Here is a 26,730-nt window from a genome sequence, read left to right as displayed (position 1 = left end):
GGAAGTCGGATGATCGGACTTCGCCGATGTTCCGGACGGTCAGTACGAAATGCCGGATCGGCCCCTGACGCGTTCGGCGTGACCGGTACGGCGAGAATCGGGCGATGTCAGTGACAGCTGCGCACGCCAACCATCGAGCGTTCTGGCGGCAGTTCGCCCGCATCTGCGGCGGGGAGAGCCTCGAGACACCCGGTGGGCTGCTGGTCCGCAGCGGGATTCCGGGCCGGTCGTGGAACCAGTTGCACCTGGATCCGGGGGAGCGGCAGGAGCCGGCACTGGAACGCGCGCTGAACTATTTCGAGGGGCACGGACTGCCGTGGCGTCTGTACGCCGAGACGGAGTCGGCCGCCACGAACCGGTTCGCCGCCCGGCACGGTGCCACGCTCCAGCCGCTGTATCCGGTGCTCACCAGGCCGGGCGGGCGGATCGACGATGCCGGCGACGGCGATCTGATGATGTCGGACGCCGTGGACGTGGCCGGCCTGCGGGCGTTCCTCGGCTGTGCCGCGGCCGTCTACGGGTTCGAACCGGACCTGCTGGCCCCGTTGGTGAACGATCGCGCCTTCGCGGACCTGGCGTTCCGGTTCCATCTCGGACGGGTGGGGGACCGGGTCGCGGCCGTCAGCATCAGCGTCCGGCACGACAACAGCGTCGGCGTCTATTTCGTCGGTGTACGCGGGGAGTACCGCCGCCGCGGGTTCGGCCGGATCATCACGGCGCGGGCGATCGGCGCGGTGCCGGAGGCGTCGGTCGCGGTGCTGCAGGCCACCGGCGCGGGTCTGCCCGTCTACCGGCGGATGGGGTTCACGACCGTGGCCGAGTACCGCTACTGGAACTTCGCCGCACCGGGTTCGCCGTCCTGACATCCGGCCGGGGGAGTCCGGCCGGGAGGTGCGGGTGGGCGGGCCGACCGGCGCGGATCGGGGCGTCCCCGGCAGGACTACTCCTGCCGGGGACGCGTGCGGATCAGGGGATGCGGATCTCGGTGACGGCGGAGAGCTCGCCGTCACCGGTGCGGTAGGCGACGACCTGGTAGGTGCCGGAGAGAGCGGCCGATGCCGTCCACTGTTCGGTGCTCGCGCCGGTGACCAGGCCGATCCGGTCGATCAGGTGCGATTCGCCGATGACGGCCCTCTCGACCATGAGGAAGGTCTGGACACTGACCGTGCCGGCCGGCGCCACCGCCGAGTACGAGCTGGTCATCCAGCCGGTGGTGCTGTCGACGGTGGCGACGTTGGCGCTGCCGAGACGGCTCACCTTGCCGGCGGCGTCGGTGAAGGCCAGCCCGGCACGCACCTGGCGGCCGGCGCCGAGGGCCTGGAAACTCGCGACCGAGGTGTACGTGGTCCCGGCCGTGGCCGCCACCGGGCTGCTCGAGGTGCTGATCTGACCGTCCCTCAGCGCGGTGAGCTGCAGCGACGCGCTGCCGTTCGCTCCGCCCGCGGTGGAGCGGGTGACCTTGCTGGAGGATCCGCTGACGGTCCAGCCGGCGGTGCCCGCGGTGGCGTTCTCCAGCCCGGCGGCGTCCGCACCGAGCAGATTGTCGGGGATCGCGGCGCTGCCGACGGGCAGGTTCGCGACCGGCAGGCCGTTGCGGTACACCCGGTATCCGGCGATCGGGTTCCCGGTGGCGTAGGACTCCTGCCAGGTCAGCGTGGACCCGGAAGCCACCAGGCCGGTGGGTGCCTCCGGTGCCAGAGTGACCGTGCGTACCGGCCCGGCGATGACGCCCGTCGCGGTGTTGCCGCTGAGCGACAGGTAGACCGGCCGGGACGTCGCCTTGCGGGCGCCGATCTGCACGCCGTACCAGGTGGTGGGTTCGGCCTGGTCGTCGACGACGGTGTTGCCGGCGATGACGTCGTTGCTGCCGACCGACAGGCCGATGCCGCTGGTGTCGAAGTAGCCGGCGCCGGTGTTGTACGAGGCCGAACCGCCGGCTCCGGCGTTGACGACGAGGTTGCCGGTGATGGTGTCGGCGCTGGTCTTGGCGGCGGTGCTGCCGTACACGAGGATGCCCGACTGCCGTGGCCGTTCGATCACGTTGTCGCGGATGACGTTGGCGCCGCCGGGCCGGACGAGGTGATCGGTGGTGCTGGTGCTGCTGTCGTCCCAGCCGCCGGGGGTACCCGCGGTGCCGTCGGCGTCGAGGTAGTCGTCGTAGGCGACGGCGATCCCGACGGTGTACGAGTCGCGGACGGTGTTGCCGGCCACGAGGATGCCGCGCGGCTGGGTGACGTCCCGGTTCGGGCCGGTGTGCGAGTAGTCGGAGTTCGACTTGAGCACGATGTGCGCGCCCTGCAGGTGGTTGCCGGTCACGGTGCCGCCGTAGACGGCTTCGAGATACATGTTGCCGTACTCGGGTACGCCGCGGGCCGCCGCGACGGCCGGGCTCGTGACGACGACGTTGCCGCGGATCGTGGTGTCCTTGGCGTTGGTGAAGTCGAAGGCGTTGCCGTTGATCGTGGCGTCGTACCGGTTGTCCTCGATCAGGGTGCCGGTGTTGCGGCCGCCGCCGCCGATGTTGTCCTCACCGTCGGACTCGGCGCCGCCCCGGTTGTCGAAACGGTTGTCGACGACCTGGACGCCGGTGGTCCCGTTGACCCACAGCTTGAAGTACTCGAAGTTCGTGAACCGCACCTGGCGTACGGTCCACCGGTCGCCCGCGGAGATGCCGCCGCCGGTGTTGGCGTGTGCGCCCACCGTCTCGCGGAAGTCGCAGGGCTGGCCCGGGCGGCCGGGGAGGACGGCGTCGTCGAAGGCGCCCGCGCCGGTCCGGCAGTTGCCGTTGACGGTCAGGTCGGAGACCAGGTTGGTGCTGCCGGCCTCGGTGACACCGTTCGGCAGGATCAGATAGCTGTAGGCGAAGTTGCGCCAGTTCAGGGTCGGGTCCATCAGGATCGTGGTCGCACCGATGCCGGCACCGCGCAGGTTGACGTTGGGCGGCAGCTTGAGCCCGCGGGTGACCCGGTACGTGCCGCCGGTCAGCAGCACCGTGGCCGTGGTGGCGGGCGTGATCACGGTGGTCCCGTCGGCTGCCACGACCGCGGGGACGGTCCGGCCCGCGGCTGTGGTGATCGCCTGGGTGAGTGCCGCGTGGTCGTCCAGGACACCGCCGCGCGGGGCGGGCGCGAGCACACAGGCCGCGTCGGCTGTGCAGTCGCCGGCCGCGAGCGGGGTGAAGCCGCGGGTGGAGGCGAGCGCGTACGCGGCCGGCTCGGACGGAGCCGCTGCGGTCGCCGTGGCGGGGAGGGCGGTGCCGGCGAGGACCGCGGTCAGGCAGGCGGCCGTCGTGGTGACGTCACGGGCGATGCTGCGGGAGTTCAGGCGCATTCACGATCCGTAGGGTGAGGGGATGATTCACGAGAAAACAATGTAAATCGCACATCCCCGGCATGTCCTCATCCGTTCAGCGGCTGCTCCGGCGCGGACAGACGGATACCCACACCACGGACGGTGTGCAGGTAGCGGGGCTGTGCGGCCCGTTCGCCGAGCTTGCGCCGCAGCCACGTCACGTGCACGTCCACGGTCTCCATCGACCGGCTCTCGTCCGGCCACACGCCGGTCAGCAGCTGCCGCCGGGTGACCACCTTCCCGGCCCGCTCCATCAGGTACGCGAGCAGGTCGAACTCCAGCCGCGACAGCTGCAGCGGCGTTCCGTCGAGGGCGGCCGTCCGCGCCAGCGGATCGAGGGTGAGCCCGCCGACCGTCAGCCCGTCCGCCGCACCGCCGCGACCCCGGCGCAGCATGGCCGCGATCCGCGCCTCGATCTGCTCGGCGGAGTACGGCTTGACCACGTAGTCGTCGGCACCGGCCCGCAGCAGACGGATCATCTCGCTCTCCGCATCGCGGGCGGTCGCCACCACGATCGGTACCTGCGAGGTGGCCCGGATCCGGCTGAGCACAGCGGCACCGTCGAGATCGGGAAGTCCCAGGTCGAGAACCACGATGTCGGGTGGCCGCGCGGCCACCTCACGCAGCCCGTCGAGGGCGGTCGCGCAGAGCCGTACCTCATGACCGGTAGCGGTGAGTAACCGGCCGATTGCTTCCCGGACGTCGACGTCGTCCTCGATCACCAGCACGTCAGGCATTGCGCCAGCGTATCGGTCATGCAGAATGTGCCGATGCGCCGGAGCTGGAGATACCTCGCTGGATGGCTCGCTGTGACGGTCACCGCGGTCACCGTGTCCTGGTTCGGGGTGCGGCTCGGAGTGGCGCCCGCACTCACCGACGAACCACCTGTCGCGATCGACGTCAACCGCCGCTACACCGAGATCCGGTTCGGGCTCGACGAGACCGTTCCGCCCGCCACGACGCCACCGAGCCCGTCGGCCAGTCCGTCCAAGGCGCGGCCTTCCCGCAAACCCGCCCCCAGCCGTACGGTCAATCGCCCCTCCGCCACCCCCACGACCGCCGCACCGGCCAGCGCGTCACCGTCGGTCGCCGACCGGCGGCCCCGGTACCGGGTGAGCGCCGACGGCGGCGCCGTCATCGTGGCCTACTCGGCGACCCGGGTGGACGTCATCGACGCCGAACCGCGCACCGGGTACGTGGCGAGCGCGGCCCGGCGCAGCGACACCGTCGTGGTGGCGCGGCTGACGAGACCGGGACACACCTCGGTGATCACCGCCTACTGGAGCGGCGGCCCGGCGGCGCAGGTCATCGAGGAGTACGGATCCTGACGCCGCCCGGCGCATCGACCGGCATCGGCATGTCGTTACCGGTCCGATAGCGTTCCTTCCGGTGCTCTTAAGGCTGGCACGGCGAGACTCTCGCGGCATACAGAGATCGACAACAGCCTTGGGAGGATCGTCAGTGAGGCGTTCCCGCAGCAGAAAAGCGTTGCGCGTCACCGCGCTGAGCAGCGCCACACTGGTCATGCTCGGCCTGGGAGCGGCGTACACCGCCGGCTACTCGGGTGTCGGCCAGATTCCGGAGCCGGACTTCTCCGACGGCGGCGCGGTCAGCTCCGCGGCCGCGGCCGACCAGTACGTGACCGGCAAGTCCACGGGGTTCGACTCGGACCCGGACGCCAAGTACACCCGCCAGTCGGTGACCACCACGCCGCGCGGCCTGAACTACGTCAGCTACGCCCGTACGTACAAGAATCTTCCGGTCTTCGTCGGCGGTGACGTGGTCGTGGTGACCGACGCCAAGGGCACCGTGAAGGGCGGCACCCCGGCCGCCGAGGTCGAGGTCGCCACCACACCGAAGGTGACCGCCGCCAAGGCGAAGAAGGTCTCGCTGCTCAAACACCCGGGTGACGTCGCCGGTGAGCCGAAACTGGGCGTCATCGCCGGCGACGGCAAGGACCGCCTGGTCTGGGAGACCGTCATCGAGAGCAAGCCGGGCGCCGAGGCGAGCCGCGCGCACGCCTATGTCGACGCGCGGACCGGCAGGTACGCCGGATCATGGGACGAGATCACCGGTGGCACCGGGCAGGGTCACTACGGCGGTCAGGTCACCATCGGCACCACCGCCGGCTCCGGCGGGTTCGAGATGCGCGACCCGTCGCGCGGCGGCATGCGGGTGCTCAACGACCGTACCGGCCAGCTCCTCACCGACGCCGACGACAAGTGGGGCAACGGCACCGGCAGTGATCTGACCACGGGCGGCGTCGACACCCAGTACGCCGGCGGCGTCATGTGGGACATGCTGAAGGCGAAGTTCAACCGCAACGGCATCGACGGCAAGGGCGGCACCGCCTCCATGTTCGTCGGCCTGACCGATGTCAACGCCTTCTACAGCTGCGCCGGTACCGGCGACGCCAACCGCGACCAGACCAAGTACGGCCGGACCAGCGACGGTGCCCGCCAGGTCAACTCGGTCGACGTGGTCGCCCACGAGCTCGGCCACGGCGTCTTCTGCCACACCCCGGGCGGCAGCCGCGGCACCACCAACGAGACCGGCGGCCTGAACGAGGCGACCGGCGACATCTTCGGCACCCTCGCCGAGCACTTCGCCGCGAACCCGAACGACCCGGCCGACTACCTGGTCGGCGAGGAGGTCAACCTCTCCGGCCGCGGCCCGATCCGCAACATGCACACGCCGTCGGCGGTCGGCGACCCCAACTGCTGGTCCTCGTCGATCCCGAGCACCGAGGTGCACTCGGCCGCCGGACCGCTCAACCACTGGTTCTACCTGGCCGCCGAGGGCTCCGCCCCGGCCGGCAAGCCCGCCAGCGCCACCTGCAACGGCAGCAGGATCACCGGCATCGGGTTGTGGCCGGCCGGCGAGATCTTCTACCACGCGCTGCTGCGTAAGACCTCCGGCTGGACGTACACCAAGGCCCGCAAGGCGACCCTCGACGCCGCCCGCGAGCTGCACCCGGACAGCTGCACCGAGTTCAACGTGGTCAAGGCCGCCTGGGACGCCGTCAGCGTGCCGTCGCAGGGTGACCCCACCTGTACGGTGACCGCGCCGCAGCCGGCACCCACGACCACCACCCCCGCGCCGCCGGCCTCGCCGACGCCGTCCGCCCCGGCGAACACGCCGAGCCCGACCACTCCGGGTACCACGGCGCCGACCGGCACCCCGGCGGCCGCCGCCGACATCGACGCCGCCGCGCTGCGGGCCGACCTCGGCGAGTTCGCCCGCATCGCGCAGGCCAACTCCGGCAACCGGGCCCACGGCAGCACCGGCTACAAGGCTTCCGTCGACTACCTGAAGCAGCGCCTGGACGCGGCCGGATACACCACCCGCGTGCAGCAGTTCACCCACGCCGGCAAGACCGGCTACAACCTGATCGCCGACCTGCCCGGGCGCGGTGACCCGAACCGGGTGGTCATGCTCGGCGCGCACCTGGACAGCGTGAACCAGGGGCCGGGCATCAACGACAACGCCACCGGCTCGGCCGGGATCCTCGAGGTCGCTCTCGCCTACGCCGCGTCCGGCGCCAACGGTGACAAGGGCATCCGGTTCGGCTGGTGGGGTGCCGAGGAGGCCGGCCTGGTCGGCTCCAAGGCGTACGTGGCCTCGCTCAGCACCGCCGAGCGCGCCAAGATCACCGCGTATCTCAACTTCGACATGATCGGTTCACCCAATCCGGGCTACTTCCTCTACGGCGACGACACCCGCGGTACGGCCATCGCCGCCGCGCTCAAGGCCGGATTCGCGGCCGAGGGCATCGAGCCGGAGAGCACCGACCTGAACGGCCGCTCCGACCACGCCTCCTTCATCGCGGCCGGCATCCCGACCGGCGGCACCGCCACCCTGAGCCTCGCCCCGGCCATGAGCCAGGCACAGGCCGCGAAGTGGGACGGGGAGGCCGGCAAGCCGTTCGACCCGTGCTACCACAAGGCCTGCGACGGCGCGGGCAACGTCGACCACGACGCCCTCGACACGCACGCCGACGTCGCCGCCCACGCCGTCTGGGCCCTGACCGGGGTGAAGGCCCCCGCCGAACCGGTGTCCACCCGGGTGGAGAACGGCGCCGACTTCGCGATCAAGGACCGGTCCGCGATCGAGTCGCCGATCACCGTGCAACGCTCCGGCCGGGCACCGGCCGCGCTCAAGGTCGAGGCGACCATCCGGCACGGGTTCCGCGGTGACCTGGAGATTCACCTGATCGCACCGGACGGCACCGCCTACCAGCTCAAGAAGTCCAGCCGGTTCGACAGCGCCGACGACGTCAAGCTCAGCCGAAGCGTCGACGCGTCCGCCGAACAGGCCTCCGGCACCTGGAAACTGCGGGTCCGTGACCTCTACACCGGGGACACCGGCACCCTCGACACCTGGGCACTTACTTTCTGAGGGGGGATCGGCCGGGCGGGCTCCTGTGGTGGAGCCCGCCCGGCACGGCTATGGTCGGCGGTCCCATGAGACGCAGTTACGTAATGGTCGCCCTCGCCGTCACCACGCTGGTGGCGCTGGCGTTCGTCATCCCGCTCGCACTGCTCGTGCACAGTGCGGTACAGGACCGCGCGATGCGGGAGGCCGAGCGCCAGGCCCTCGGGCTCTCCGCCGTCGTGGTGGTCGCCACCGACCGCGAACTGGTCCTCAACTCGATCATGAGCACCCGCGCCGGCCAGCACGGCGAACTCGCCGCCCACCTGCCGGCCCTCGGCACCGTCGGCGTCACCCGGGCGCCCGCCGGAGCCGTCGACCGGGTCCGCCAGCGGGAGACCGCCGGTACCGTCGGGATCGAGGGCGGCCGCGTCTACCTGCGGCCGGTCGCGCTGCCGCAGGGGCTGATCGCGGTCATCGAGGTGTTCGTGCCGGCCACCTCGCTCAGCGCCGGCGTCGGTACGGCGGTGCTGGTCCTGGTGGCCGAGGCGATCGTGCTGGTCGGTCTCTGCATGTTCCTGGCCGACCGGCTGGCCGCCCGGATCGTACGCTCGATCCGCGACCTGGCCCGGACGGCGACCAGCCTCGGCGGCGGCCAGCTGCACGCTCGCGTCCGGCCCAGCGGCCCCCGCGAGATCGAGGAGGTCGGCACCGCCCTCAACCTGCTGGCCGACCGGTTCCTGGAGCTGCTCGCCAAGGAACGGGCGCTCGCCGCCAACCTGTCCCACCGGCTACGGGTGCCGCTCACCGCGCTACGGCTCAACACCGACGCACTGCCTCCCGGCGACGACCGGGAACGCCAGCTGCGCGTGGTGGCCCGCCTCGAGCACGAGATCAGCGCCGTGATCAGCGAGGCGAGCCGCCCACTCGCCGCCCGCCCCCGCCTGCACTGCGACCTCGGAGCGGTCGTCGCGGACCGTACCGCGTTCTGGGGCGCGCTCGCCGAGGACCAGGGCCGCCCGTGGCAGGCCGACCCGCCGCCGGCCGGGATCACCGTGCCGGCCGCCTGGTCGCGGGTCACCGAGGCACTGGACGTGGTCCTCGGCAACGTCTTCCACCACACCGGTGAGGACGCGGCCTGCCGGGTCGTCGTCACCCGCGACGCCGAGTCGGCGACCGTGACCGTCGACGACGCCGGCCCCGGCTTCGCCGACCCGGAGGCCGCCCTGGCCCGAGGTGTCAGCAACGCCGACTCCACCGGACTCGGCCTGGACATCGCCCAGCGGCTGGCCGCCGACACCGGCGGCACCTTCACCGTGAGCCGCAACGAGTGGGGCGGCGCACGGGTCAGCCTCACCCTCGGCGTCGTCTCCGACGAGACGGCGCCGGCAACCCGGCCCCGGCGCCGCTGGTGGCGACGTCTGGCCGGCACTCACAGCGCGTGACCGTCGGTGCCGATCCGGAGCCGCTCGTACGCGGACCGCAGCAGATCATCGGCCCAGGTGCTGGTCCGGCGTACGGTGTCCGCGGGCCGGGGCTTCGGTGCCGGCGAACGTGGCATCACCGGCCGTAACGGCTGCGGTTCGCCGTCGGTGCGCAGGTCGTAGAGGTGCGTCGTGTGGTCACGGCGGCCCACGGCGGCATGGTTGCCGGTCGGATCGAAGGTCAGCCAGAGCGAGGAGCGGGAAGCGTCACGCAACGTGCGCCGGACCTTGCCGCTGCGACAGTCGAGGAGCCGGGCCACCCCACCGTCGGTGAGGGTGACAAGCGTCCGTCCGGCCCCGAACAGGATCCGGCTCACCGGCTGGGCGCCGTCGGCAGCCAGATCCAACAGGGGCCGCCGGGCGGGGATGTCGTAGGTGCGCACCCGGCCGTCGGCATCGAGGACCGCCAGGACCCTGCCGTCGCGGCTCGCCATCAGTTCGGTGGGGGTGCCGTCACCGGGAAGGTCGGCGATCTTCCCGCCCTTCTCGCCGCCGGCCAGCCGGCGCAGCCGGATCCCGCCGGAGGCGAGGCTGGTGGCGACCCATCCGGCGGCGGTGTGGAAGGCGGCCAGCCGGGGTGACGCGACACCGTCGAGAACGGTCAGCTGCTGCCCGCTCCGGGTGTCCCACACGCGCAGGGTGCGGTCGCTTCCGGTGGTCAGTACCCGCGAGCCGTCATGGCTCAGGCCGACCCGCAGGACCTCCCCGGTGTGGCCACGCAACGTGCGTACCCGGCGGAGGTTCCGCAGGTCGAAGATCTCGGCCGTGGCCTCTTTGCCGATGACGGCCAGCAGGGGTTCGGCCGGATGCAGCGCCAGCCAGCGCGCCGTGGTGTCGATCCGGCCGGTCTGCCGGCCGTCGTGGAGGTTCCACAGCCGGATGGCGCGGTCCGATGCGGCGGTGGCGAGCATCGAGCCGTTCACGCCGACCGCGAACTGCGCGACGGTGCCGGTGTGCCCGGAGAACGTGTGCCGCAGCCGCCGGGAGGTGACGTCCCATACGCGGATCAGGTTGTCGCGTCCGGTAGTGATCAGGGTGGCCCCGTCGTGACAGAACATCAGCCGGGGGAGTGCGACGTACTTCTTCGCCGGGGGCTTCGCCGCGGCCGGCCGCGGTGCGGTGACCAGGGCGGCCACGGGTCTGACCGCGGCCGGTCCGGGTGGCGCCGGTTTGACGGCCGCTTTGACGGTGGTCGGTCCGGCCGCCGCTTTGGCCGCCGAGGGCTTGACGGGCGTCCTGATCGTTGGCGGCTTGGCCGTCGCCGGTTTGACGGGTGCCTTGATCGTCGCCGGCTTCGTCGCCGGCGGCCTGACGGCAGCCGGTTTGGCCGGGGCCGGTTTGGTGGCAGCCGGTCTTCTCCCCGTCCAGCGGTTGCGGGACAGCACGATCTGTTCGGCCGTCCCGCTCATCAGGTTGGCCGGTTCGGGGAATTCGCTGGCGCGCATGGCGGTGCGCACCTGCCCGTAGAGATAGTGGATCGACAGCATCTCCGGCCCGTCGTCCACGCCGTCGCGCAGCAGTTTGACGAGCTCCCCGGTGAAGGCGGTGTGGGTGCGGCCCTCCGGCGCCCGGGCGAGCCGGTTGGCGGTGGTAGCGGTCAGCACATAACTGCCCTCGGCGAACAGCGCGTCGGCCGCGCCGCCGGCGCCCATGCGCTCGACCGCCCGGCCGCTGAAGCAGCAGTCCAGGATCACGGCCCGGTACTGCGCCGGGCTGGCGTGCACCGCCCGGCGAACCTGATCGAAGGCGAGCGCGCTGAGTGCCAGGTCGGCGCTCGCGGTGTCGCGCATGGACAGGAACAGGCTGTCGTCGTCACCCATCAGGCCGTGCCCGGCGAAGTAGATCACCAGCGTGTCGGTGGCGGCCTCGGCGTGCTCGCGCACGATCCGGATCGTGTCGCGGATGCCGATGTTGAGCACCACGTCGCAGCGGTCGTCGGCGACGATGCCGTGCCGCCGGTCGGTCAGCAGCGAACGCAGATCCCGGACGTTGTTGCGTACGGCGGGCAGATCATGCAGGCCGGGATCGTCGTAGTTGCTGGCGCCGACGATGACGACGTTGGACGACCGCGCATGGGGGAGGCGCACCGGTCACTGCCCGCCGGAGCGCCCGGGAAGGCCCTCGGCCGCGATCCGGGCGAGTTCCCGGGCCAGCGCGGAAGGGTCGTCGCCGCCGCGCACGCGGATCCGGTGGGTCCGGCGACCGTCCCCGATCTCCACCGTGACCGCGCTGCGGCGCTGCATCACGAAGGTGACCAGCGACTCCGCCAGCGCGGTCAGTGCTCCGGCCGCGAACGCCTCAGCCAGTGGGACCACGATGTCGGCCACCGTGCCCATGGCCTCCGGGTCGTCCGGGCCGGTGGCGCGCTTGAACCGGCCCCGCAGTTCCCGTTCGTTCGTCAGCCACCGGGTCAGGGCCATTGCCTGGCCGTGGTCACCATCCACGTCGAGTCGCAATTCCACGCGGCGGATGCTAGCCATCGGTGGTGATCGAAAACCGGCTCGTCACCCGGCTGGGCGGTCTTGTCCGCCGGACGCGTTCGGTGGAAAGGCCGATTGCGGGGCCGGTTCCTCAGAGCCGGCCCTCCTTGCGCGCCTTCGTCCGCTTCATCAGCGCGTCGTGCCAGCGGCGACCTGGCGCGCCGCAGTTCGCGCCGATCGAGTCGCGCAGGTTGCCGGTCTCCTGGTTGAGGCGCTGTACGTCCTGGATGTAGCGGTCCCGGTGGGCCCGGATCACGTCGCGGTCCAGGTACAGCGCTTCCAGGGCGCCGCGCATGGCGGTCACGTTGCGGCCGCCGCGAGACTGCGCGGCCTCGATCGCCTGGCGCGTCTTGCGGATGTTCTCGCTGATCGCCTGCTCGGTGGCCCGGGCCGCGTCGAGCGACGCGTAGGCCAGGTCCGCGGTCTGCCGGGACTTCTCGTGCAGGGCGCGCAGTTCGGCGAAGTCGAGTTCCCGCTGACCCTGGCGCAGCCGCGCGGCGACCCGGCGTTCCTGCTCGCGGACCTGGGCGCGGATGCGCTGCTGATCGGCCTCCCAGACCGCGCCGAGCGCCCGTTCCAGGATCGCCCGGACCTGGGCCTCGGAGAGGCCGGCCGCCCGGTTCGGCGACGACTGCCGGTCCGGCCGGCCGGACGTGTTCTTGCGAGCCGGTCTGCTGCGGGCCGGCCGTGAGCGTGCGGGCCGGTGCTGGACGATCTGGCGGCCCGGCCGGGTCCGTGACCGCGACGACGACCGGGATCCCCGGTTGAGAACCGACACCAGGATGATTCCCGCCAGCAGCAGGGTCAGCAGTGTGCATTCGATCATGCGCGGCGGGACCTTCCCGCGGACCCGCGCCCACCGGGCAGCGCTCGTGGGCCGGGCCCGCTGAGCGCGTCGAGCACCGCGGTCGTACCGTCCTGCTGCTGGGTGACCACCGCGGTCATGGCCTGCGACAACATCGGCACGGTCAGGGCCGCGATCTCGGCGAACCGGGACCGTCCGCGCATCATCCGGGTGGCCTCGCTCATCGCCTTGCCGATGTCGCGGCGGGCCGCCTCCGCCAGCCGCAGCCGTTGCCGCGCCTCGGCGAACGACTGCCGGTTGCGCCGCCGGTCCTCGGCGAGCCGTGCCAGCTCGATCTTGATCGCGCCGTCGATCCGGCGCATCTCGGCCGCGAACCGGCGGTCGGCCTCATGGCGGCGGGCCGCGCCCTCCACTTTGATCGCGCAGAGTGCGGCCTCGAAGTTGTGTTCCAGCCGGGTCAGTTCCAGGTGGTCCTGCCGGATCCGGGCCCGCTCGCGCACCGCGATCTCGGCCATCCGCACCTCGTGGTCCCGCTGCGGGCGCCCGGCTGCCCCCTCGAGACGGTCGGCCTCGGCTCTCGACGCCATCACCTTGGCGACCAGCCCGGACAGTCCGAGCAGGGGATGGATGACGACGGCGAACTCGCTGACCGTGGTGGTGAAGGAAGGGGCATGGCCGTCGTACCGGACGAGCTCGGCGGGCATTGATCAACTCCTGGCTGTCGGACCGAAGTCCCAGAATGGACAATCCGGTCCGGCTCGCTGCATGGCCCGCAGCGGCAGAACAATGTGGCCGTCCGAGCTACCCAGTGCGGGGTCGACTCTTGACACGCATCGATGTTAGCGATAACACTCCGTGCATTCACACGGTGGAAACGCCGCGGCAATGCTTCCCGCCCCCATCCCCGAGGAAGTGCTTCCATGCCCGTCAAACTGGTTGCCCGCGCGACGACGGTCCTTCTCGGCGCCCTCGCGGCGACCGCTCACATCGCCCAGCCCGCCTTTGCGGCCGACATCCCCGCTGGGGCCCGGTCGCTGCAGTCGGCGAACGTCCCCGGTTCCTACCTGCGGCACGCCGACTACCTCGGCAGCATCGCGGCTGTCAGTGCGGCCAGCTCCGCCCAGGCCCGGAGCGACGCGACCCTCACCGTCACCCCCGGCCTGGCCGGCGGTACCGGATGCGTGTCGTTCCAGGCGGCCAACGGCATGTGGCTACGGCACCGCGACTACCGCGTCCGCCTCGATACCAACGCCGGCACCGCCACCTTCCTGGCCGACGCCACCTTCTGCGTGCGCGACGGCTCGGCCGGTGGATCGGTACGCCTGGAGTCGTTCAACTATCCCGGACGGTTCCTGCGGCACCGCGACAACCAGCTCTGGATCGACCCGCCGACCACCAACGCGGGTACCTTCGCCGCCGACAGCTCATGGCGGGTGACCACGCCGTGGGTGGCGGGCCGCCGCAGCCCGATCATCAAGGGCCTGTACGCCGACCCGAACATCGCCCACCTCAACGGCCGGTACTACCTCTATCCCACCACCGACGGCTACAACGGCTGGTCCGGCACCAGATTCAAGGCGTTCTCCTCGACCGACCTGGTGAACTGGACCGACCACGGCACCATCCTGGACCTGGCCACCCAGATCGACTGGGCCGCCGACCGCGCCTGGGCGCCGACCATCGCCTACCGCAACGGGCGCTACTACTTCTACTTCAGCGGCGCCACCAACATCGGGGTGGCCACCTCGGTCAGCCCGACCGGGCCGTTCACCGATCCGCTCGGCCGTCCGCTGGTGCCGGCCGGCTTTCGCAGCGGCCAGATGATCGACCCGCACGCCTTCGTCGACACCGACGGGCAGGCCTACCTGTACTGGGGCAACGGCTACGCGTACGCGGTGCCCCTGAACGCCGACATGATCTCCTACGACGCGGCCAAGGTCCGCACCTTCAGCCTGCCGAACTTCCGTGAGGCGCCGTTCGTGTTCAAGCGCGGCAGCACCTATTACATGACGTACTCGGTCGACGACACCGGCTCGGAGAACTACCACGTCGAGTACTCCACCGGCACCTCACCGCTCGGCCCGTGGACCCATCGCGGCACGATCCTGGCCAAGAACCTGAGCCTCGGCATCAAGGGCCCGGCGCACCAGTCGGTGGTGAAGGCACCGGACAGCGACACCTGGTACATCGCCTACCACCGGTTCGCGATCCCGGCCGGCAACGGTACCAACCGCGAGACCACCGTCGACCCGCTGCGGTTCAACGCCGACGGCACCATCCAGCCGGTCGTCCCCACCCTCTGACCTGCGCCGCCCCTCCGCACCCCTCAATTCCGTCGACCCGTCCCCAGCCGGAAAGGACATCCCCGTGTCTCTCTCCCGACGCGACTTCACCCGTCTGGCCGCCATGGGCGCGCTGACCACCGCCACCGGTGGCGCCACCCTGCTCGGCACCCAGTCGGCCGCCCGGGCCGCCGACACCGCCTACGTCTTCGGTTACTTCAAGGAGACGCCGAACCAGAGCGGTGACAGTTACGCCCTGCACCTGGCCGTCAGCACCGACGGCCTCAACTGGCGGCCACTGAACCAGAACAACCCGGTCGCCACCCCCACCGCCGGGACCCTCGGCCTGCGCGACCCCTTCATCCTGCGCAAACAGGACGGCACGTTCGTCGTGCTCGCCACCGACCTGCGCGGGCGCATCTTCACCGAGAACAACCAGTACCTGCATGTCTGGGACTCCACCGACCTGCGCAGCTTCACCGGGTACCGCCGGATCCGGATGCACGGCCTGAACACCCACACCTGGGCGCCGACCGCCTTCTGGGTACCCGCACGCAACCAGTACGCGATCGTCTACTCGGCCAGCAACGGCCAGGACGTGTTCATGGTCAACTACACGTCGGACTTCCGTACGGTCACCGCGAACCAGGTCTACTTCAGCCCCGGATACCCGGTGCTGGACGCCGACATCGTCGCCGACGGCTCGACGTTCTACATGTACTACAAGAACATGGCCGACGGGCTGCTCTACGGCGCCCGCTCCTCGACCGGAGCTCCCAACAGTTACAGCAACTACACCGGCGGGCTGCGGCAGGGCGGTGCGATCGAGGCGCCGATGCTGGTCCGCAACAACACCGGCGGCTGGCGGCTCTGGGGCGACTCGTTCAGCCCGGTCAACAACGACTATTACGCCTGGTCCACCGGCAGCGTGGGCAGCGGCGCGTGGACGGTGCTCGGCCAGCGCGACTACACGCCACCGCTGAACGCCAAGCACGGCTCGATCGCCGGCATCACCGCCGCCGAGTACGACGGCCTGGTGAGCCGGTGGGGACTGCCGGGGTGGGTGCGGCTCAAGTCGTACAACTTCCCGGATCGGTTCGTACGGCACGCAAGCAACATCGGCCGCATCGACGCCTACCCGTTCGACCCGCACCAGGACCAGTTGTGGCGGATGGTCCCCGGTCTGGCGGGCTCCGGCGTGTCGTTCGAGTCGGTCAACGTCCCGGGCCGCTACCTGCGGCACAGCGCCTACGCGATCCGCCTCGACGCGAACGACGGCACCGCCACGTTCCGGGCCGACGCGACGTTCATCCAGGTCGCCGGCCTTGCCGACGCCAGCTGGTCGTCGTTCCGGTCCTACAACGTCCCCGACCGCTACCTGCGGCACTCGAACTACGTGCTGCGCATCGACCCGATCAGCGCGAGCTCCAGTGCCACCGACCGGCAGGACGGTACCTTCCGTGTCTGCTGACCTCCGCATGCGCACCCTCACGACGGCGGCGGCCCTCGTCGTGGCCGCGACTCTCACCGCCGCAGCCCCGGCCACGGCCGCGCCCGGCAGCCCCGCCGTCCGACCGCCGGTGGGCTGGAACAGCTGGAACACGTTCGGCTGCGACATCTCCGAGGCCAAGATCCGGGCCGCTGCCGACGCCATGGTCAGCTCCGGGATGAAGGCGGCCGGCTACGAGTACGTCGTGGTCGACGACTGCTGGCAGGCGACCACCCGCGACGCCGCCGGGAACCTGCGCTCCGACCCGGTGCGGTTCCCGTCCGGCATGAAGGCTCTCGGCGACCACATCCACGCCCGAGGACTCAAGTTCGGCATCTACCAGGCGCCGCGTGAGGAGACCTGCGCCCAGTACTTCAACGCCATCGGCGGTGCCACCGGAGCACTGAACCACGAGCAGCAGGACGCGAACACGTTCGCTTCCTGGGGCGTGGACTTCCTCAAGTACGACTGGTGCTCGCCGTGGGGCACCCTCGACGACCAGATCGCCGGCTTCACGAAGATGCGCGACGCGTTGCGCGCCACCGGCCGGCCGATCGTGTACTCGATCAATTCCAACAGCGCACACTCCAACACCGGCCCCTCCTACAACTGGAGCCAGGTCGCCGACATGTGGCGCACCACCGAGGACATCACCGACAGGTGGACCAGCGGCTGCACCGGCGACTGCTTCATGGGCGTCACCGAGATCCTCGACGTCCAGGCACCCCTGCACCCGTGGGCCGGGCCGCAGCACTGGAACGATCCCGACATGCTCGAGGTCGGCGTGCGCGGCACCTTCACCCCGACCGAGAACCGCGCCCACATGAGCATGTGGGCGATCATGGCCGCCCCGCTGATCGCCGGCAACGACATCACGACCATGCCCGCCGACGTCCGCACGGTACTGACCGACCCGGACGTGCTCGCCGTCAATCAGGACAGCCTCGGCCGGCAGGCGCAGCGGGTCCGTGACAACGGGGAGACCGAGGTGTGGGCCAAGACCCTCAGTGACGGCTCCGGTGCGGTCGCCCTGCTCAACCGGTCCAGCAGCACCGCCACCGTCACCACCACCGCGGCCGCGATCGGCATGCCCGCCGCCGGCGGGTACCAGCTGTTCGACGTGTGGACCAAGGCGGCGCGCAACACCACGGGTGCGATCAGCGCGACGGTCCCGCCGCACGGCGTGGTGATGTACCGGGTCCGCCCCGGCAGCACCACCCCCACCGACACCTTCAGCCTGCGCGGCGCCGGATCCGGCCGCTGCCTCGACGTGCTCGGCGGCGCCCCGGTCGACGGCGTCCAGGCAGTGATCTGGGACTGCAACGGCGGCAGCACCCAGATCGTCACCAGCACGTCCGGGCAGTTGCGCATCGGCGGCAAGTGCCTCGACGCCGAGAACAACGGCACCGCCGACGGCACCCGGGTGATCCTCTGGACCTGCGGCACCGGCGCCAACCAGCAGTGGGCACTCCAGTCCGACGGCACCGTCCGCGGAGTGCAGTCCGGCAAGTGCCTGGACGCCAGCGGGGCGGCCACCGCCAACAACACCACCGTCATCCTGTGGACCTGCTCCGCCGCGGCCAACCAGAGGTGGAGCCGCGCCTGACCCGGCGGGTACTGCGTCGGCTGCGACGCAGTACCCGCCGAAGCCGGGCGGCGGGCCGAATCAGCGGAGGGCGGCGGTCAGCCTCGACCGGAAGTCGGCGAGGTCGAGGACCGCCGCGTTCCGGTCCTCGACCGGGAAGACCGCAATGACCGCCTTGTCCTCCTCGAGCTGCGGCAGCCACTCGGAAAGGAACACCTTCGCCGGGATCCGGATCGCGTGCTCCCCGGCCACCTCGCCCTCGTTCTCCAGGCGGGCCACCGTGGCGTACGGCCAGACCGGCAGCAGGGTGCGGCGCTCGCCGTCCTCGGTGAACAGGACCTCGTCCTCGTCACCCCAGACCCACACCGCACCCTTGTCGCCGATGATCTCGAAGGTGCGGTCCAGCCGGGCGGCGTCACCGAGCGCCCGCAGCCGGTCCGCTTCCCCGCGCGAGATGTCGTCGCGTGCCACCTGACCTCCGAGAATCCGCTCACTGACGTTCCGCGGGCGATGCTATCGGTCACCGCCCGGGGCCCGTGCACCTGCCCACCCGTCCGGGCCCGGAAACGCCCCGGCCCGGCTCGCCGCCGGCGACCTCCGCCCCTGCCCGCTCGCGCCCAGGTCGCCGCCCGCGGCTTCCGCTCCTGCCCGCCGGCGCCCGGCTCACCGTGCGCCAGGCGGGAGCGGTTCAGCCGGTGGGCCTGCCGAACCAGCGTGACAGGTGGTGATCCAGGTCCTGCTGGTCGTCGCCGGACCAGGCGACATGACCGTCCGGGCGCACCAGGACGCACGGGGCGTCCAGTGCCGCGGTGGGATCCGCGAGGTGGTCGACCCGGTCGGACCAGCCGCCGGCGGTCAGGCGACCGGTGCGGTCCAGCAGCAGGCCGCGGCCACGGTGCAGCAGGCTGTAGAGATTGCCCTGCCGCACCTCGATGTCGGGCAGGCGCCGGCCCAGCAGGGCGGGACCCGGGCCGAAGTCGTACCGGACGCCGATCGCGGTGATCTTCTCCATCAGGAGGCGGTTCACCTCGTTGATGTCCATCAGCTCGGTGAACAGCCGGCGCACCGCCTCCGGGCCCGGCCCGGGGGACGAGAGCTCCCGCTGCGCGCGGGTGTTGTCGAGCACGTCCGCCGCGACCGGGTGACGTTCGGCCTGGTAGGTGTCCAGCAGCGTGTCGGGCGCCCAGCCCCGGATCTGTGCGGCCAGCTTCCAGCCCAGGTTGAACGCGTCCTGAACACCCAGGTTGAGGCCCTGGCCGCCGATCGGTGGATGGATGTGTGCGGCATCGCCGGCCAGCAGGACCCGCCCGACCCGATAGCGTTCCGCCAGCCGGGTGGCGTCACCGAACCGGGACAGCCAGCGCGGGGAGTGCACGCCGAAGTCGGTTCCGGCGACGGTACGCAACTGTTGCCGGAATTCTTCGAGTGTGGGCGGTTCCGCGCGGTCACTGACACCGGCCGCCGGAACGATGACGCGAAGGACACCGGCGCCCGCGGGCCGGATGTCGGCCCGCCGGCCGGTTCCGCGGAGCTCGCTCAATCTGGCGGCGATCTCCTCCGGCGGCATTCCGGTCTCCAGCTCACCCATCAGCGTCTCGTTCCGCGCCGGCTCACCGGGAAAGCCGACGCCGAGCAGCTTGCGAACCGTACTGTGTGCGCCGTCGCAGCCGACGAGACAGCGTGCGCGAAGCCGTTCCCCGCCGCCCAGTTCGACCGTCACGCTGTCGTCGTCCTGCTCCAGGCCGGCGACCGTAGAACCATGCCTGACCTCGGCGCCCAGCGCGACCGCATGTGCCTCGAGCAGGTCGACGAGGACCGGTTGCGGAATGCCGAGCAGATAGGCGTACGCCGAATCGAGGCCCTCGGGTGCGGGTTTGTCGATGGCGGCGAAGAAGCCGGCGGCCGGACGCTGCCGTCCGCGTTCGCGAATGCGTTCCAGTAGTCCGCGCATCGCCATCACTTCGAGACTGCGGATGTGAAGACCGACGATCCGGGCGTACGACACGGGCCCGGTCTCCTTCTCCACGACGAGCACCCGCACGTCGTGCAGCCGAAGCTCGGCGGCCAGCATCGCACCGGTCGGCCCGCAACCGGCGATGATGACGTCGAACTCGAGGGGCCCGCGCCCGGAGCCGGGATGCGGAGAGGGAAATCCGGAGACGTCGCCGACGGCCGGGGTCGTCGGCGGCTCGGCGATCAACTGCGAGGGGTGCATGGGTGTTGCCCTTCGGGAGTGCCTGCTGGCGAGGCGCTCCCGGCGACACCTACATCGATCGCCCGACCATGACCCGGCGGGGGAGCACCCCATGCGATACAGCGTTCATCGGGTCACCTCCTCGGGCGTTGTCACGGCCAGGCGCACGTTACAAGGCCCGGGACGATCCCGTCCAGCTTCTCGTGGGGACCGGGGCGGCGGGGTTCGTACGGCGCCGGCGCTCGCGGTGATCACCAGAGCCACGGCGAGCAGTTCGAGCGGACGCAGGTGCTGGTCCAGGACGGCGAAACCGGCCAGCACGGCGACGGCGGGTCCGAGGCTCATCAGGACGGCGAACGTCGAGGTGGGGATCCGCCGGAGGGCGAGGAGCTCCAGGGTGTACGGCAGGACCGACGACATCACCGCGACGATCGCCCCCAGACCGATGGTGACCGGGTCGAGCAGCGCGGCGCCGGCGTCGGCGATGCCGGGCGGCAGGGTGAGGACGGCGGCCACCGCGAGGGCCAGGGCCAGCCCGTCGGCCTTCGGGAAGCGCTGTCCGGTGCGGGCGCTGAACACGATGTAGCCGGCCCACATCGCGCCGGCACCGAGGGCGAACGCCGCACCGGCCGCGTTGAGCCGGTCGAAACCCTGATATCCGAGCAGGAGCACCCCGGCCAACGCGAGTGCCGCCCACAGCCAGGCGGCGGCGCGGCGGGCCGTCAGTACCGACAGGGCGAGCGGGCCGAGCACCTCGAGGGTCACCGCCGGGCCCAGGGGAATCCGGTCGATGGCCTGGTAGAACAGCCCGTTCATGCCCGCCATGGCCACCCCGAACCCGGCGACGGCCAGCCAGTCGTCGCGGCGATACCCGCGGAGGCGGGGCCGGCACACGAGCAGGAGCACGAGGGCGGCGATGACCAGTCGCAGTGCCACGACGCCGGCGGCTCCGGCCCGCGGGAACAGCAGCGCCGCGACAGCCGAGCCGAACTGCACCGACAGGGCCGCACCGAGGACGAACACCGTTCCCAACGAAGTCACGGGGGAACGCTAGCCGTCTCCCGGGGCAGCTCCGGCGACGCAGATGCCGGTTGTGGCCGTGCTCACCGCTCACCGGATCCCGCGGCGGCCGGGCAGGACGACTACGCCTTCGCCCTGCCTTCGCCGCGTGACACGAGCCGATCGGTCAGGAGATCGCCACGTCGTCGAACCAGACGGTGCCGCGGTTGTCGCCGGACTTCAGGTGCAGCTGCACACCGGCGGCCCGGGACGGGGCGACCGCCTGCACGGTGAGTTTCTTCCAGCCGGTGGTGCCGGCCGGCAGCCGGTTCGAGGAGTGCTGACCGACCCAGCGGCCGTTCGCGTCGAACCAGCTCAGCGTGATCTCGGTGGTGCCGGTGGCCGAGGCGCCACGGGCCCACGCCTCGGCCCGCCACCGGTGTCCGGGCTGGACCGGCGTGATCGGCGAGGTGGCCAGCGACGGCAGACCGGCGGAGGTGCGGGTGGTGCCGGCGAACCGGGCCGCGTACTTCCCGGTGCGCGGATTCGACGTGGTGATCACGGCACCGCCGGCCTTCGGCAGGTTCTTGCGCCACGGCGAGTCACCGGCCTTCGCCTCGAAGCCGAGGTTGAGCACGTCGTTCGGGGTGCGGCCGGTGGTCCACGCGGTACGGACCACCCCGGCGGCGGCCTTCGGGGTGCCGTCGGCCCGGTGCAGGCCGAACTTGTACTGGGCCGGCTTCTCGGAGACCTGCGAGTTGCCGGGGATGGAGCCGGCCCGGAAGTCCGTGAACGTCCACGGCGACACCGAGCCGATCCCGGCCTCGCGGGCTGCCCGGAAGACGCGGGACAGGAACGCGGCCTGCTCGCCGTCGCTGTCCGCGGCGGTGCTCATGCCGGTCTCGCCGATCACCACGGGGGACGGCGCGACCGCGGCCTGTGCCTTGCGGATCTCGGTGAGCGCCCGCTCCGAGCTGCCGTAGAAGTGAAAGTCGTAGTAGTCCAGCGGGGTACCGGCCAGCGCCTTCTTGATCTTCGCCATGCCGGGTGCGCCGGTCCCGCCGTCCACCGACAGGGTCAGCGGCATGGTCGGCGCGGCCGCCCGGACGGCCGGGATCACCTTGCGGACCCACGCGACGGCGGCGGTGTCGGCCGGCTGGAACTCGTTCTTCAGTTCCACCGCGAGCACCCGCGGGTCCTTGGCGTACGGTGCGAGCACCGACTTGGCCCAGCTGATGCTGCGGGTCACGTCGGTGTAGCCGTCCCACCAGTCGAAGAGGGTGAGCTTGACCGTCATCCCGTTACGGTCGGCGATGTCCACGAAGGTGCGCAGGCGCCCGGCGTACGCACTCGTGGGTTTGGGGTAGCCGAAGGTCTGCGGGAAGACGATGACCCGCACGTTGTCCGCGCCCAGCGCGGCGGCCTTGGCCAGGTCCGCCTCGATCCGCTTCGTGTCGAACTTGGTCCACATCGCGGACCAGGCAGCATTCGACGGGTAGTAGTTGATGCTCTTTGCGGTCCGCACCGCGGCCAGCCGCCCGGCCAGGGTCGGCGCGGCCGCCGCCGAGGCCGAGGCCGCGGAAGCCGGCGCCGCCGGGGCGGGCATCGACGGGAGTACCGCGCCGAAAGTGAGCACGGAAGCCACGACGGTGGCGCGGAGCCGGACGCTGCGCATCAGGGTGGAGGCCTCTCTCGCGGAACTGCGGAATGGCCTTTTGATCGGCGTGAATCCGGTCCCCGAGCAGAGCATCGGTGAGGTAGAGCGGTTGCGGTTGCGGTGCCGGGCTATGCCCCGGTTGCCATCCGGATCAGAGCGTTGCCGCCGAGGAGCAGAACGTCCGCGCCGGCCACGAAAGCCATGCTGCGGCGCAGGAGGATCGCCGCCGTCTCCGGGTCGCGGGCGGTGAAGCCGCGTACCAACAGGATGATCGCCGAGATGACCAGCGGGATGCCGCCGATCAGCAGCCAGCCGACCGATCCGGGGGTGTTGCCGCGGGCCACCAGGAGGGCCACCATCACGGTCGGCAGGATGCCGAAGAACAGCACGGCGAGGACGGCGTACCAGCGCAGGGGGCCTACCGGGTTGGGGTTGGTCACGCCCGCGATCGTAGGCGGCCCGGGACGCGCGGCATCGCCGGGGCATCGCCGGGGAGGTGGAGGCCGTACCGGTGCTCGCCTTGCCGCGGCAGCCCGGCCTCCTCGAGGGAGGCGCGGGCTCGCCGGGACAGCAGGAAGTCGCGGAGCTCACCGTCCGGCCCTGCGACGGCCCGCTCAGGGCCTGGGAGGAACTGGCAGCACCGGCTCAGGCGTAGCTGTATCCGAGCGGGTTGATGTCGCGGACCGCCGACGGGGTGCGGCCGGCACCGAACGGGCGCATCGACTCCAGGTTGTCGATCACCCCGGAGGTGGTACCGGTACGGGGCACGTACGTGTCGATCCCGCGGTTGTTCTGCCACAGCCACCACAGGCGGTCGATGTTGCAGTGGTGCAGCCAGAAGGCCGGGTCGTTCGGGGCCTCACGGGTGCCCATGTGCCCGCCGACGTAGTTGTGCACCCGGTTGTGCAGCTCGATCTCGAGACGGTTGCGGTAGCTGTTCGACACCGACGAGTTCCACGGCGACTGGTCGTAGACCGTGAAGCTCTGCACGTTGTTGACGGTCGTGGCGGTCGGGCGGGTCGCGTTCTGGCCCAGCCGGCGCTGCAGGAAGCTGGTGCTGATGCTGCTGCGGTAGACCGACCAGCCCCACGACGGGCTGAAGTTGCCGCTCGACACGCTGCCGTTGGTGATGGCACCCAGCAGGTCGGCGGTGAACGGCGACGCGGCACCGGTCCAGTCCCAGTACGGGATGAAGATGGCCGGGTTGCCGCTGACCGTCTGCAGGTCGAGTTCCAGCAATCGCATGTACTCGCGGTGCCACGGCAGGAACGACGGCGACTGGTGGGCATGACTGATGTTGTCGCTGGTACGGGCGAAGTACGTGATGTGCTGGTCGATGTACCAGTTATAGGTGCGCCCGTTGGCGGGTGTGTTCTTGAACTGGCGGAGCGCGTTGACGAAGGCGGTCTTCTCCGCGCTCGTCATGGCGGCGATGCTCTTGCGTACGACGGCCATTTGTCGGTCGCCTTTCACATTGGAGAAATAGGGAACCGCGTCAGTGCTGGTGCGATTTCGCGGACTCGTCGCTGAGTTCCAGATCCCCGAGAATGTCGACGATCTTCTTGCCCAGCCGCTTGAGGCCGTCCCGTCGGCGGTCGTTGTCGATTTCTACGGGGTCGTAATGATTGACAGCGCTGATGTAGCCGGTGGCCACGTACGGCGCGGAACCGTCGGCCGGGAAGAACAGCGTGCTGATCGTGGTCAGCGCCAGCTTCTTGTTGCCGACGAACAGTTCGTCCTGGCCGCGGAGCAGGCTGCCGAGCACATGCCGGCCCCGGATCCGGCGTCCCCGGTAGATCTCGTCGAAGTCACGCGGGTCCCAGGGCTCGCCCTTCTTGTTCCGGTCCGTACGCCGGTCCTCGGGCAGGTCCGAGCGGTCCGGACCGGCAAGGGCCTGGGTACCGGCCAGCGTGGCGGTCGCGGCGGTGACCGCACCCGCCGCGCTGTATCGCAGCACATCGCGACGTTTCATGTCACTCATGGGAATCCTTCTCTGTAAACCGTCTCAGGCGGCGCGCCGCACCATGAAAGCAGATATTCGGTCAAGGCCCCGTCAGCGTCCATCGCCCGTAGTAAAATGGGCGTGTCGGATCATCGGAGGGATTACCGCCGGCGCCTGACGCTCGTTGGAGTCGGTGAGTGGTGACGATTTCCGGAAACATTCTTCCGGACGTCGATGATTCTCAGGATTGGCGATGATTTCAATGCAGCGGAATAATCAGGGCAAGCGCATCAACGGAACCACCCGGCGGGCGGTCGCCGTGGTGGCCGTCGCCGTGGGGGCGCTCGCCACCGCGGGCACGGCCTGGTCGGCGACCACCGCGGAGCCGCAGCCCCCGGTCCAGGCCGCGGCGTCGCCCTCGGTCCAGGCGGTTGCCTCGGCTCCGGCCCAGGCCGCCCCGGCTCAGGCTGCCTCGGCTCAGGCCGCCGCCTCGGCGCCGGCTCAGGCTGCCCCGGCCGTGGGCAAGGCGAAGAAGCTCGGTTTCTACGAGACCTATCGCGGCCACCAGATCATGGGCTGGGGAAGCGGCGACAAGGCCTGCGCCTACATCGACGGCAAGCGGCTGGTCGTCTACCCGGCCGATGGTGGCCAGTACACCAGTGCCGTGCAGGGCTTCAAGCCGGAGCGCGGGCTGCGGAGCATCACCAAGGCCTCGGTGAAGGCGCTCGGCGACATGGACCTGGCCGCGGACAGCGAGCCGGCCGCGCACTGCCCCCAGTTCGAGATCAAGGCGCCGGCCGCGAAGTAGCGTCGTACGCGATGCGGGCCGCCTGCACCTCGCCCAGGTGTTCGGCGGCCCAGCCGGTCAGATGGGCGAAGATCGGGGCCAGGCTGCGGCCGAGTTCGGTGATCTCGTACTCCACGCGGGGCGGCACCTCGGGGTGATAGGTGCGGGCCACCAGTCCGTCGCGTTCCAGCTGGCGCAGCCGCTGGGTCAGCACCTTCGGGGTGATCGTGGTGATCCGGCGTTGCAGCTCCACGAACCGCTGCCGGCCCTGATAGTTGAGCGACCACAGGATCGGGGTCGTCCACCGGCTGAACACGATGTCGACCACCGGCGCGACCGGGCAGGCCAGTCCCGGATCGTCTGTCACTTCCACTCGGGATAGTCACTTTCCTCTAGGTACCTACTATCTTCACGATGCTAGCTTTCCCGCGTCTTCAAACGGGCGAACGGGGAGCTGATCATGATCGTGGTGACGGGAGCGACCGGGAACGTCGGTCGGGTGCTGGTGGAGTCGCTGGCCAAGGCCGGCGAGCGGGTGACAGCGGTGTCCCGCGGAACGATGCCGGTGGTCGTGCCGGGCGGCGTGCGGCATGTCGTGGCCGATCTGGCCGAGCCGGAGACGCTACGACCGGCGGCCGACGGCGCCGATGCGATGTTCCTGCTGGTCCCGGGTGCGGGGGCGCATCTGGCGCCGGCCGGCATCCTCGACGTGGCGAAGGCCGGCGGGGTGCGGCGGATCGTCCTGCTCTCCTCGCAGGCCGCGGGCACCAGGCCGCAGTCGGTGTCGCATGCGCCGCTGCGCGGCATCGAGGACGTCGTGCGAGGGTCCGGCATGGCGTGGACGATTCTGCGCCCCGGCGGATTCCATTCCAATGTGTACGCCTGGGCGAACCCGATCCGGTCGGCGCGGATCGCGGCCGCCCCGTTCGGTGACGTCGGCCTGCCACTGGTCGATCCGGCCGACATCGCCGACGTGGCAGCAGCCGTCCTGCGCGACGACCGGCACGCCGGTCGGATCTACGAGTTGACCGGTCCGGCCCTGACCACGCCGCGTGAGCGGGCCCGCGTCCTGGCCGAGGCCCTGGGCGATCCGATCCGCTTCGTCGAGCAGACGCCCGAGCAGGCCCGCGAGCAGATGCTGGCGTTCATGCCGGAACCCGTCGCTGAGGGAACCCTGGCGATCCTCGGCGCACCGCTCGCGGCCGAGCAGCGGATCAGCCCGCACGTCCAAGAGGTCCTCGGCCGGTCCCCGCGATCCTTCGAGGACTGGGCGCGGCACAACATCGACGCCTTCCGGTAGACAG

General features: G+C 70.9%; 23 protein-coding genes. 9 read left to right on the top strand and 14 right to left on the bottom strand.

Annotated features, from left to right (window positions below):
* Positions 1-104: 104 nt before the first annotated feature.
* Entirely contained in the window at positions 105-863 is a 759-nt protein-coding gene (locus AB0G04_RS26610) for a GNAT family N-acetyltransferase (protein WP_360987828.1), read from the top strand.
* 103 nt (positions 864-966) lie between these two features.
* Here the strand turns inward: AB0G04_RS26610 and AB0G04_RS26605 are convergent, their stop codons facing one another.
* Both AB0G04_RS26605 and AB0G04_RS26600 read right to left on the bottom strand, forming a co-directional pair.
* A complete protein-coding gene (locus tag AB0G04_RS26605; protein ID WP_360987826.1) occupies positions 967-3,330 on the bottom strand; it encodes a hypothetical protein in 2,364 nt (787 codons plus the stop codon).
* A 68-nt stretch (positions 3,331-3,398) separates the two neighbouring features.
* Positions 3,399-4,079 (bottom strand): response regulator transcription factor, encoded by a 681-nt coding sequence (locus AB0G04_RS26600; protein WP_360988059.1) that lies wholly within the window; start codon positions 4,077-4,079, stop codon positions 3,399-3,401.
* 27 nt (positions 4,080-4,106) lie between these two features.
* Here AB0G04_RS26600 and AB0G04_RS26595 point away from each other — a divergent pair, with 27 nt between their 5' ends.
* From AB0G04_RS26595 to AB0G04_RS26585, 3 genes are all read left to right on the top strand, one after another.
* Entirely contained in the window at positions 4,107-4,679 is a 573-nt protein-coding gene (locus tag AB0G04_RS26595; protein WP_360987824.1) for a hypothetical protein, read from the top strand.
* Between the two features lie 196 nt (positions 4,680-4,875).
* A complete protein-coding gene (locus AB0G04_RS26590) occupies positions 4,876-7,749 on the top strand; it encodes a M28 family peptidase (RefSeq protein WP_360988057.1) in 2,874 nt (957 codons plus the stop codon).
* Positions 7,750-7,814: 65 nt separating this feature from the next.
* Positions 7,815-9,167: a HAMP domain-containing sensor histidine kinase gene (locus AB0G04_RS26585; RefSeq protein ID WP_360987822.1), complete on the top strand. Its 1,353-nt coding sequence runs from the start codon at positions 7,815-7,817 to the stop codon at positions 9,165-9,167.
* Here AB0G04_RS26585 and AB0G04_RS26580 read toward each other — a convergent pair.
* The 4 genes from AB0G04_RS26580 to AB0G04_RS26565 form a co-directional block, all read right to left on the bottom strand.
* The gene (locus tag AB0G04_RS26580; RefSeq protein ID WP_360987820.1) at positions 9,155-11,293 is read right to left on the bottom strand and encodes a caspase family protein; all 2,139 of its coding nucleotides are present in this window, start codon (positions 11,291-11,293) and stop codon (positions 9,155-9,157) included. The two genes, AB0G04_RS26585 and AB0G04_RS26580, sit on opposite strands and share 13 nt — an antisense overlap.
* Positions 11,294-11,296: 3 nt before the next feature.
* Complete coding sequence (locus AB0G04_RS26575; RefSeq protein WP_360987818.1) at positions 11,297-11,668, bottom strand: hypothetical protein; 372 nt, start codon at positions 11,666-11,668, stop codon at positions 11,297-11,299.
* 109 nt (positions 11,669-11,777) lie between these two features.
* Entirely contained in the window at positions 11,778-12,512 is a 735-nt protein-coding gene (locus AB0G04_RS26570) for a hypothetical protein (protein ID WP_360987817.1), read from the bottom strand.
* The gene (locus tag AB0G04_RS26565; RefSeq protein ID WP_360987815.1) at positions 12,509-13,195 is read right to left on the bottom strand and encodes a hypothetical protein; all 687 of its coding nucleotides are present in this window, start codon (positions 13,193-13,195) and stop codon (positions 12,509-12,511) included. Before AB0G04_RS26565 ends, AB0G04_RS26570 begins: the two co-directional genes overlap by 4 nt.
* Positions 13,196-13,411: 216 nt before the next feature.
* Between AB0G04_RS26565 and AB0G04_RS26560 the strand changes: the two genes are divergently transcribed.
* The 3 genes from AB0G04_RS26560 (at position 13,412) to AB0G04_RS26550 (ending at position 17,868) form a co-directional block, all read left to right on the top strand.
* Positions 13,412-14,794: a family 43 glycosylhydrolase gene (locus AB0G04_RS26560; RefSeq protein WP_360987813.1), complete on the top strand. Its 1,383-nt coding sequence runs from the start codon at positions 13,412-13,414 to the stop codon at positions 14,792-14,794.
* 64 nt (positions 14,795-14,858) lie between these two features.
* Complete coding sequence (locus AB0G04_RS26555) at positions 14,859-16,244, top strand: glycoside hydrolase family 43 protein (protein ID WP_360987811.1); 1,386 nt, start codon at positions 14,859-14,861, stop codon at positions 16,242-16,244.
* On the top strand, positions 16,234-17,868 hold the full coding sequence (locus tag AB0G04_RS26550; RefSeq protein ID WP_360987809.1) for a ricin-type beta-trefoil lectin domain protein: 1,635 nt from the start codon (positions 16,234-16,236) through the stop codon (positions 17,866-17,868). Before AB0G04_RS26555 ends, AB0G04_RS26550 begins: the two co-directional genes overlap by 11 nt.
* A gap of 60 nt (positions 17,869-17,928) precedes the next feature.
* Here AB0G04_RS26550 and AB0G04_RS26545 read toward each other — a convergent pair whose 3' ends face one another.
* From AB0G04_RS26545 to AB0G04_RS26515, 7 genes are all read right to left on the bottom strand, one after another.
* On the bottom strand, positions 17,929-18,318 hold the full coding sequence (locus tag AB0G04_RS26545) for a DUF2750 domain-containing protein (protein WP_360987807.1): 390 nt from the start codon (positions 18,316-18,318) through the stop codon (positions 17,929-17,931).
* Between the two features lie 217 nt (positions 18,319-18,535).
* Positions 18,536-20,062 carry an FAD-dependent monooxygenase gene (locus AB0G04_RS26540; RefSeq protein ID WP_360987805.1) on the bottom strand — a complete coding sequence of 509 codons (1,527 nt, stop codon included), beginning with the start codon at positions 20,060-20,062 and terminating at the stop codon, positions 18,536-18,538.
* 105 nt (positions 20,063-20,167) lie between these two features.
* Entirely contained in the window at positions 20,168-21,082 is a 915-nt protein-coding gene (locus AB0G04_RS26535) for an EamA family transporter (RefSeq protein ID WP_360987803.1), read from the bottom strand.
* Positions 21,083-21,227: 145 nt separating this feature from the next.
* Complete coding sequence (locus tag AB0G04_RS26530) at positions 21,228-22,715, bottom strand: cellulase family glycosylhydrolase (RefSeq protein WP_360987801.1); 1,488 nt, start codon at positions 22,713-22,715, stop codon at positions 21,228-21,230.
* Between the two features lie 110 nt (positions 22,716-22,825).
* Positions 22,826-23,137 (bottom strand): hypothetical protein, encoded by a 312-nt coding sequence (locus tag AB0G04_RS26525; RefSeq protein ID WP_360987799.1) that lies wholly within the window; start codon positions 23,135-23,137, stop codon positions 22,826-22,828.
* Positions 23,138-23,342: 205 nt separating this feature from the next.
* Positions 23,343-24,152, bottom strand: coding sequence for a tyrosinase family protein (locus tag AB0G04_RS26520; RefSeq protein ID WP_360987797.1), 810 nt, complete (start codon positions 24,150-24,152; stop codon positions 23,343-23,345).
* 40 nt (positions 24,153-24,192) lie between these two features.
* The gene (locus AB0G04_RS26515; RefSeq protein WP_360987795.1) at positions 24,193-24,669 is read right to left on the bottom strand and encodes a tyrosinase family oxidase copper chaperone; all 477 of its coding nucleotides are present in this window, start codon (positions 24,667-24,669) and stop codon (positions 24,193-24,195) included.
* 223 nt (positions 24,670-24,892) lie between these two features.
* Between AB0G04_RS26515 and AB0G04_RS26510 the strand changes: the two genes are divergently transcribed.
* The gene (locus AB0G04_RS26510; protein WP_360987793.1) at positions 24,893-25,447 is read left to right on the top strand and encodes a tyrosinase family oxidase copper chaperone; all 555 of its coding nucleotides are present in this window, start codon (positions 24,893-24,895) and stop codon (positions 25,445-25,447) included.
* On the opposite strand, the gene AB0G04_RS26505 is transcribed toward AB0G04_RS26510, so the two are convergent.
* Complete coding sequence (locus AB0G04_RS26505; protein ID WP_360987791.1) at positions 25,425-25,799, bottom strand: helix-turn-helix domain-containing protein; 375 nt, start codon at positions 25,797-25,799, stop codon at positions 25,425-25,427. The two genes, AB0G04_RS26510 and AB0G04_RS26505, sit on opposite strands and share 23 nt — an antisense overlap.
* A gap of 87 nt (positions 25,800-25,886) precedes the next feature.
* Here AB0G04_RS26505 and AB0G04_RS26500 point away from each other — a divergent pair, with 87 nt between their 5' ends.
* Entirely contained in the window at positions 25,887-26,726 is an 840-nt protein-coding gene (locus AB0G04_RS26500) for an NAD(P)H-binding protein (RefSeq protein ID WP_360987789.1), read from the top strand.
* Positions 26,727-26,730 lie beyond the last annotated feature (4 nt).

The organism is Actinoplanes sp. NPDC023801 (genome assembly GCF_040639655.1).
Classification (GTDB): Bacteria; Actinomycetota; Actinomycetes; order Mycobacteriales; family Micromonosporaceae; genus Actinoplanes.
The sequence above is the reverse complement of the archived record's forward strand: the minus strand, read 5'-3'. Positions and strand labels throughout refer to the sequence as shown.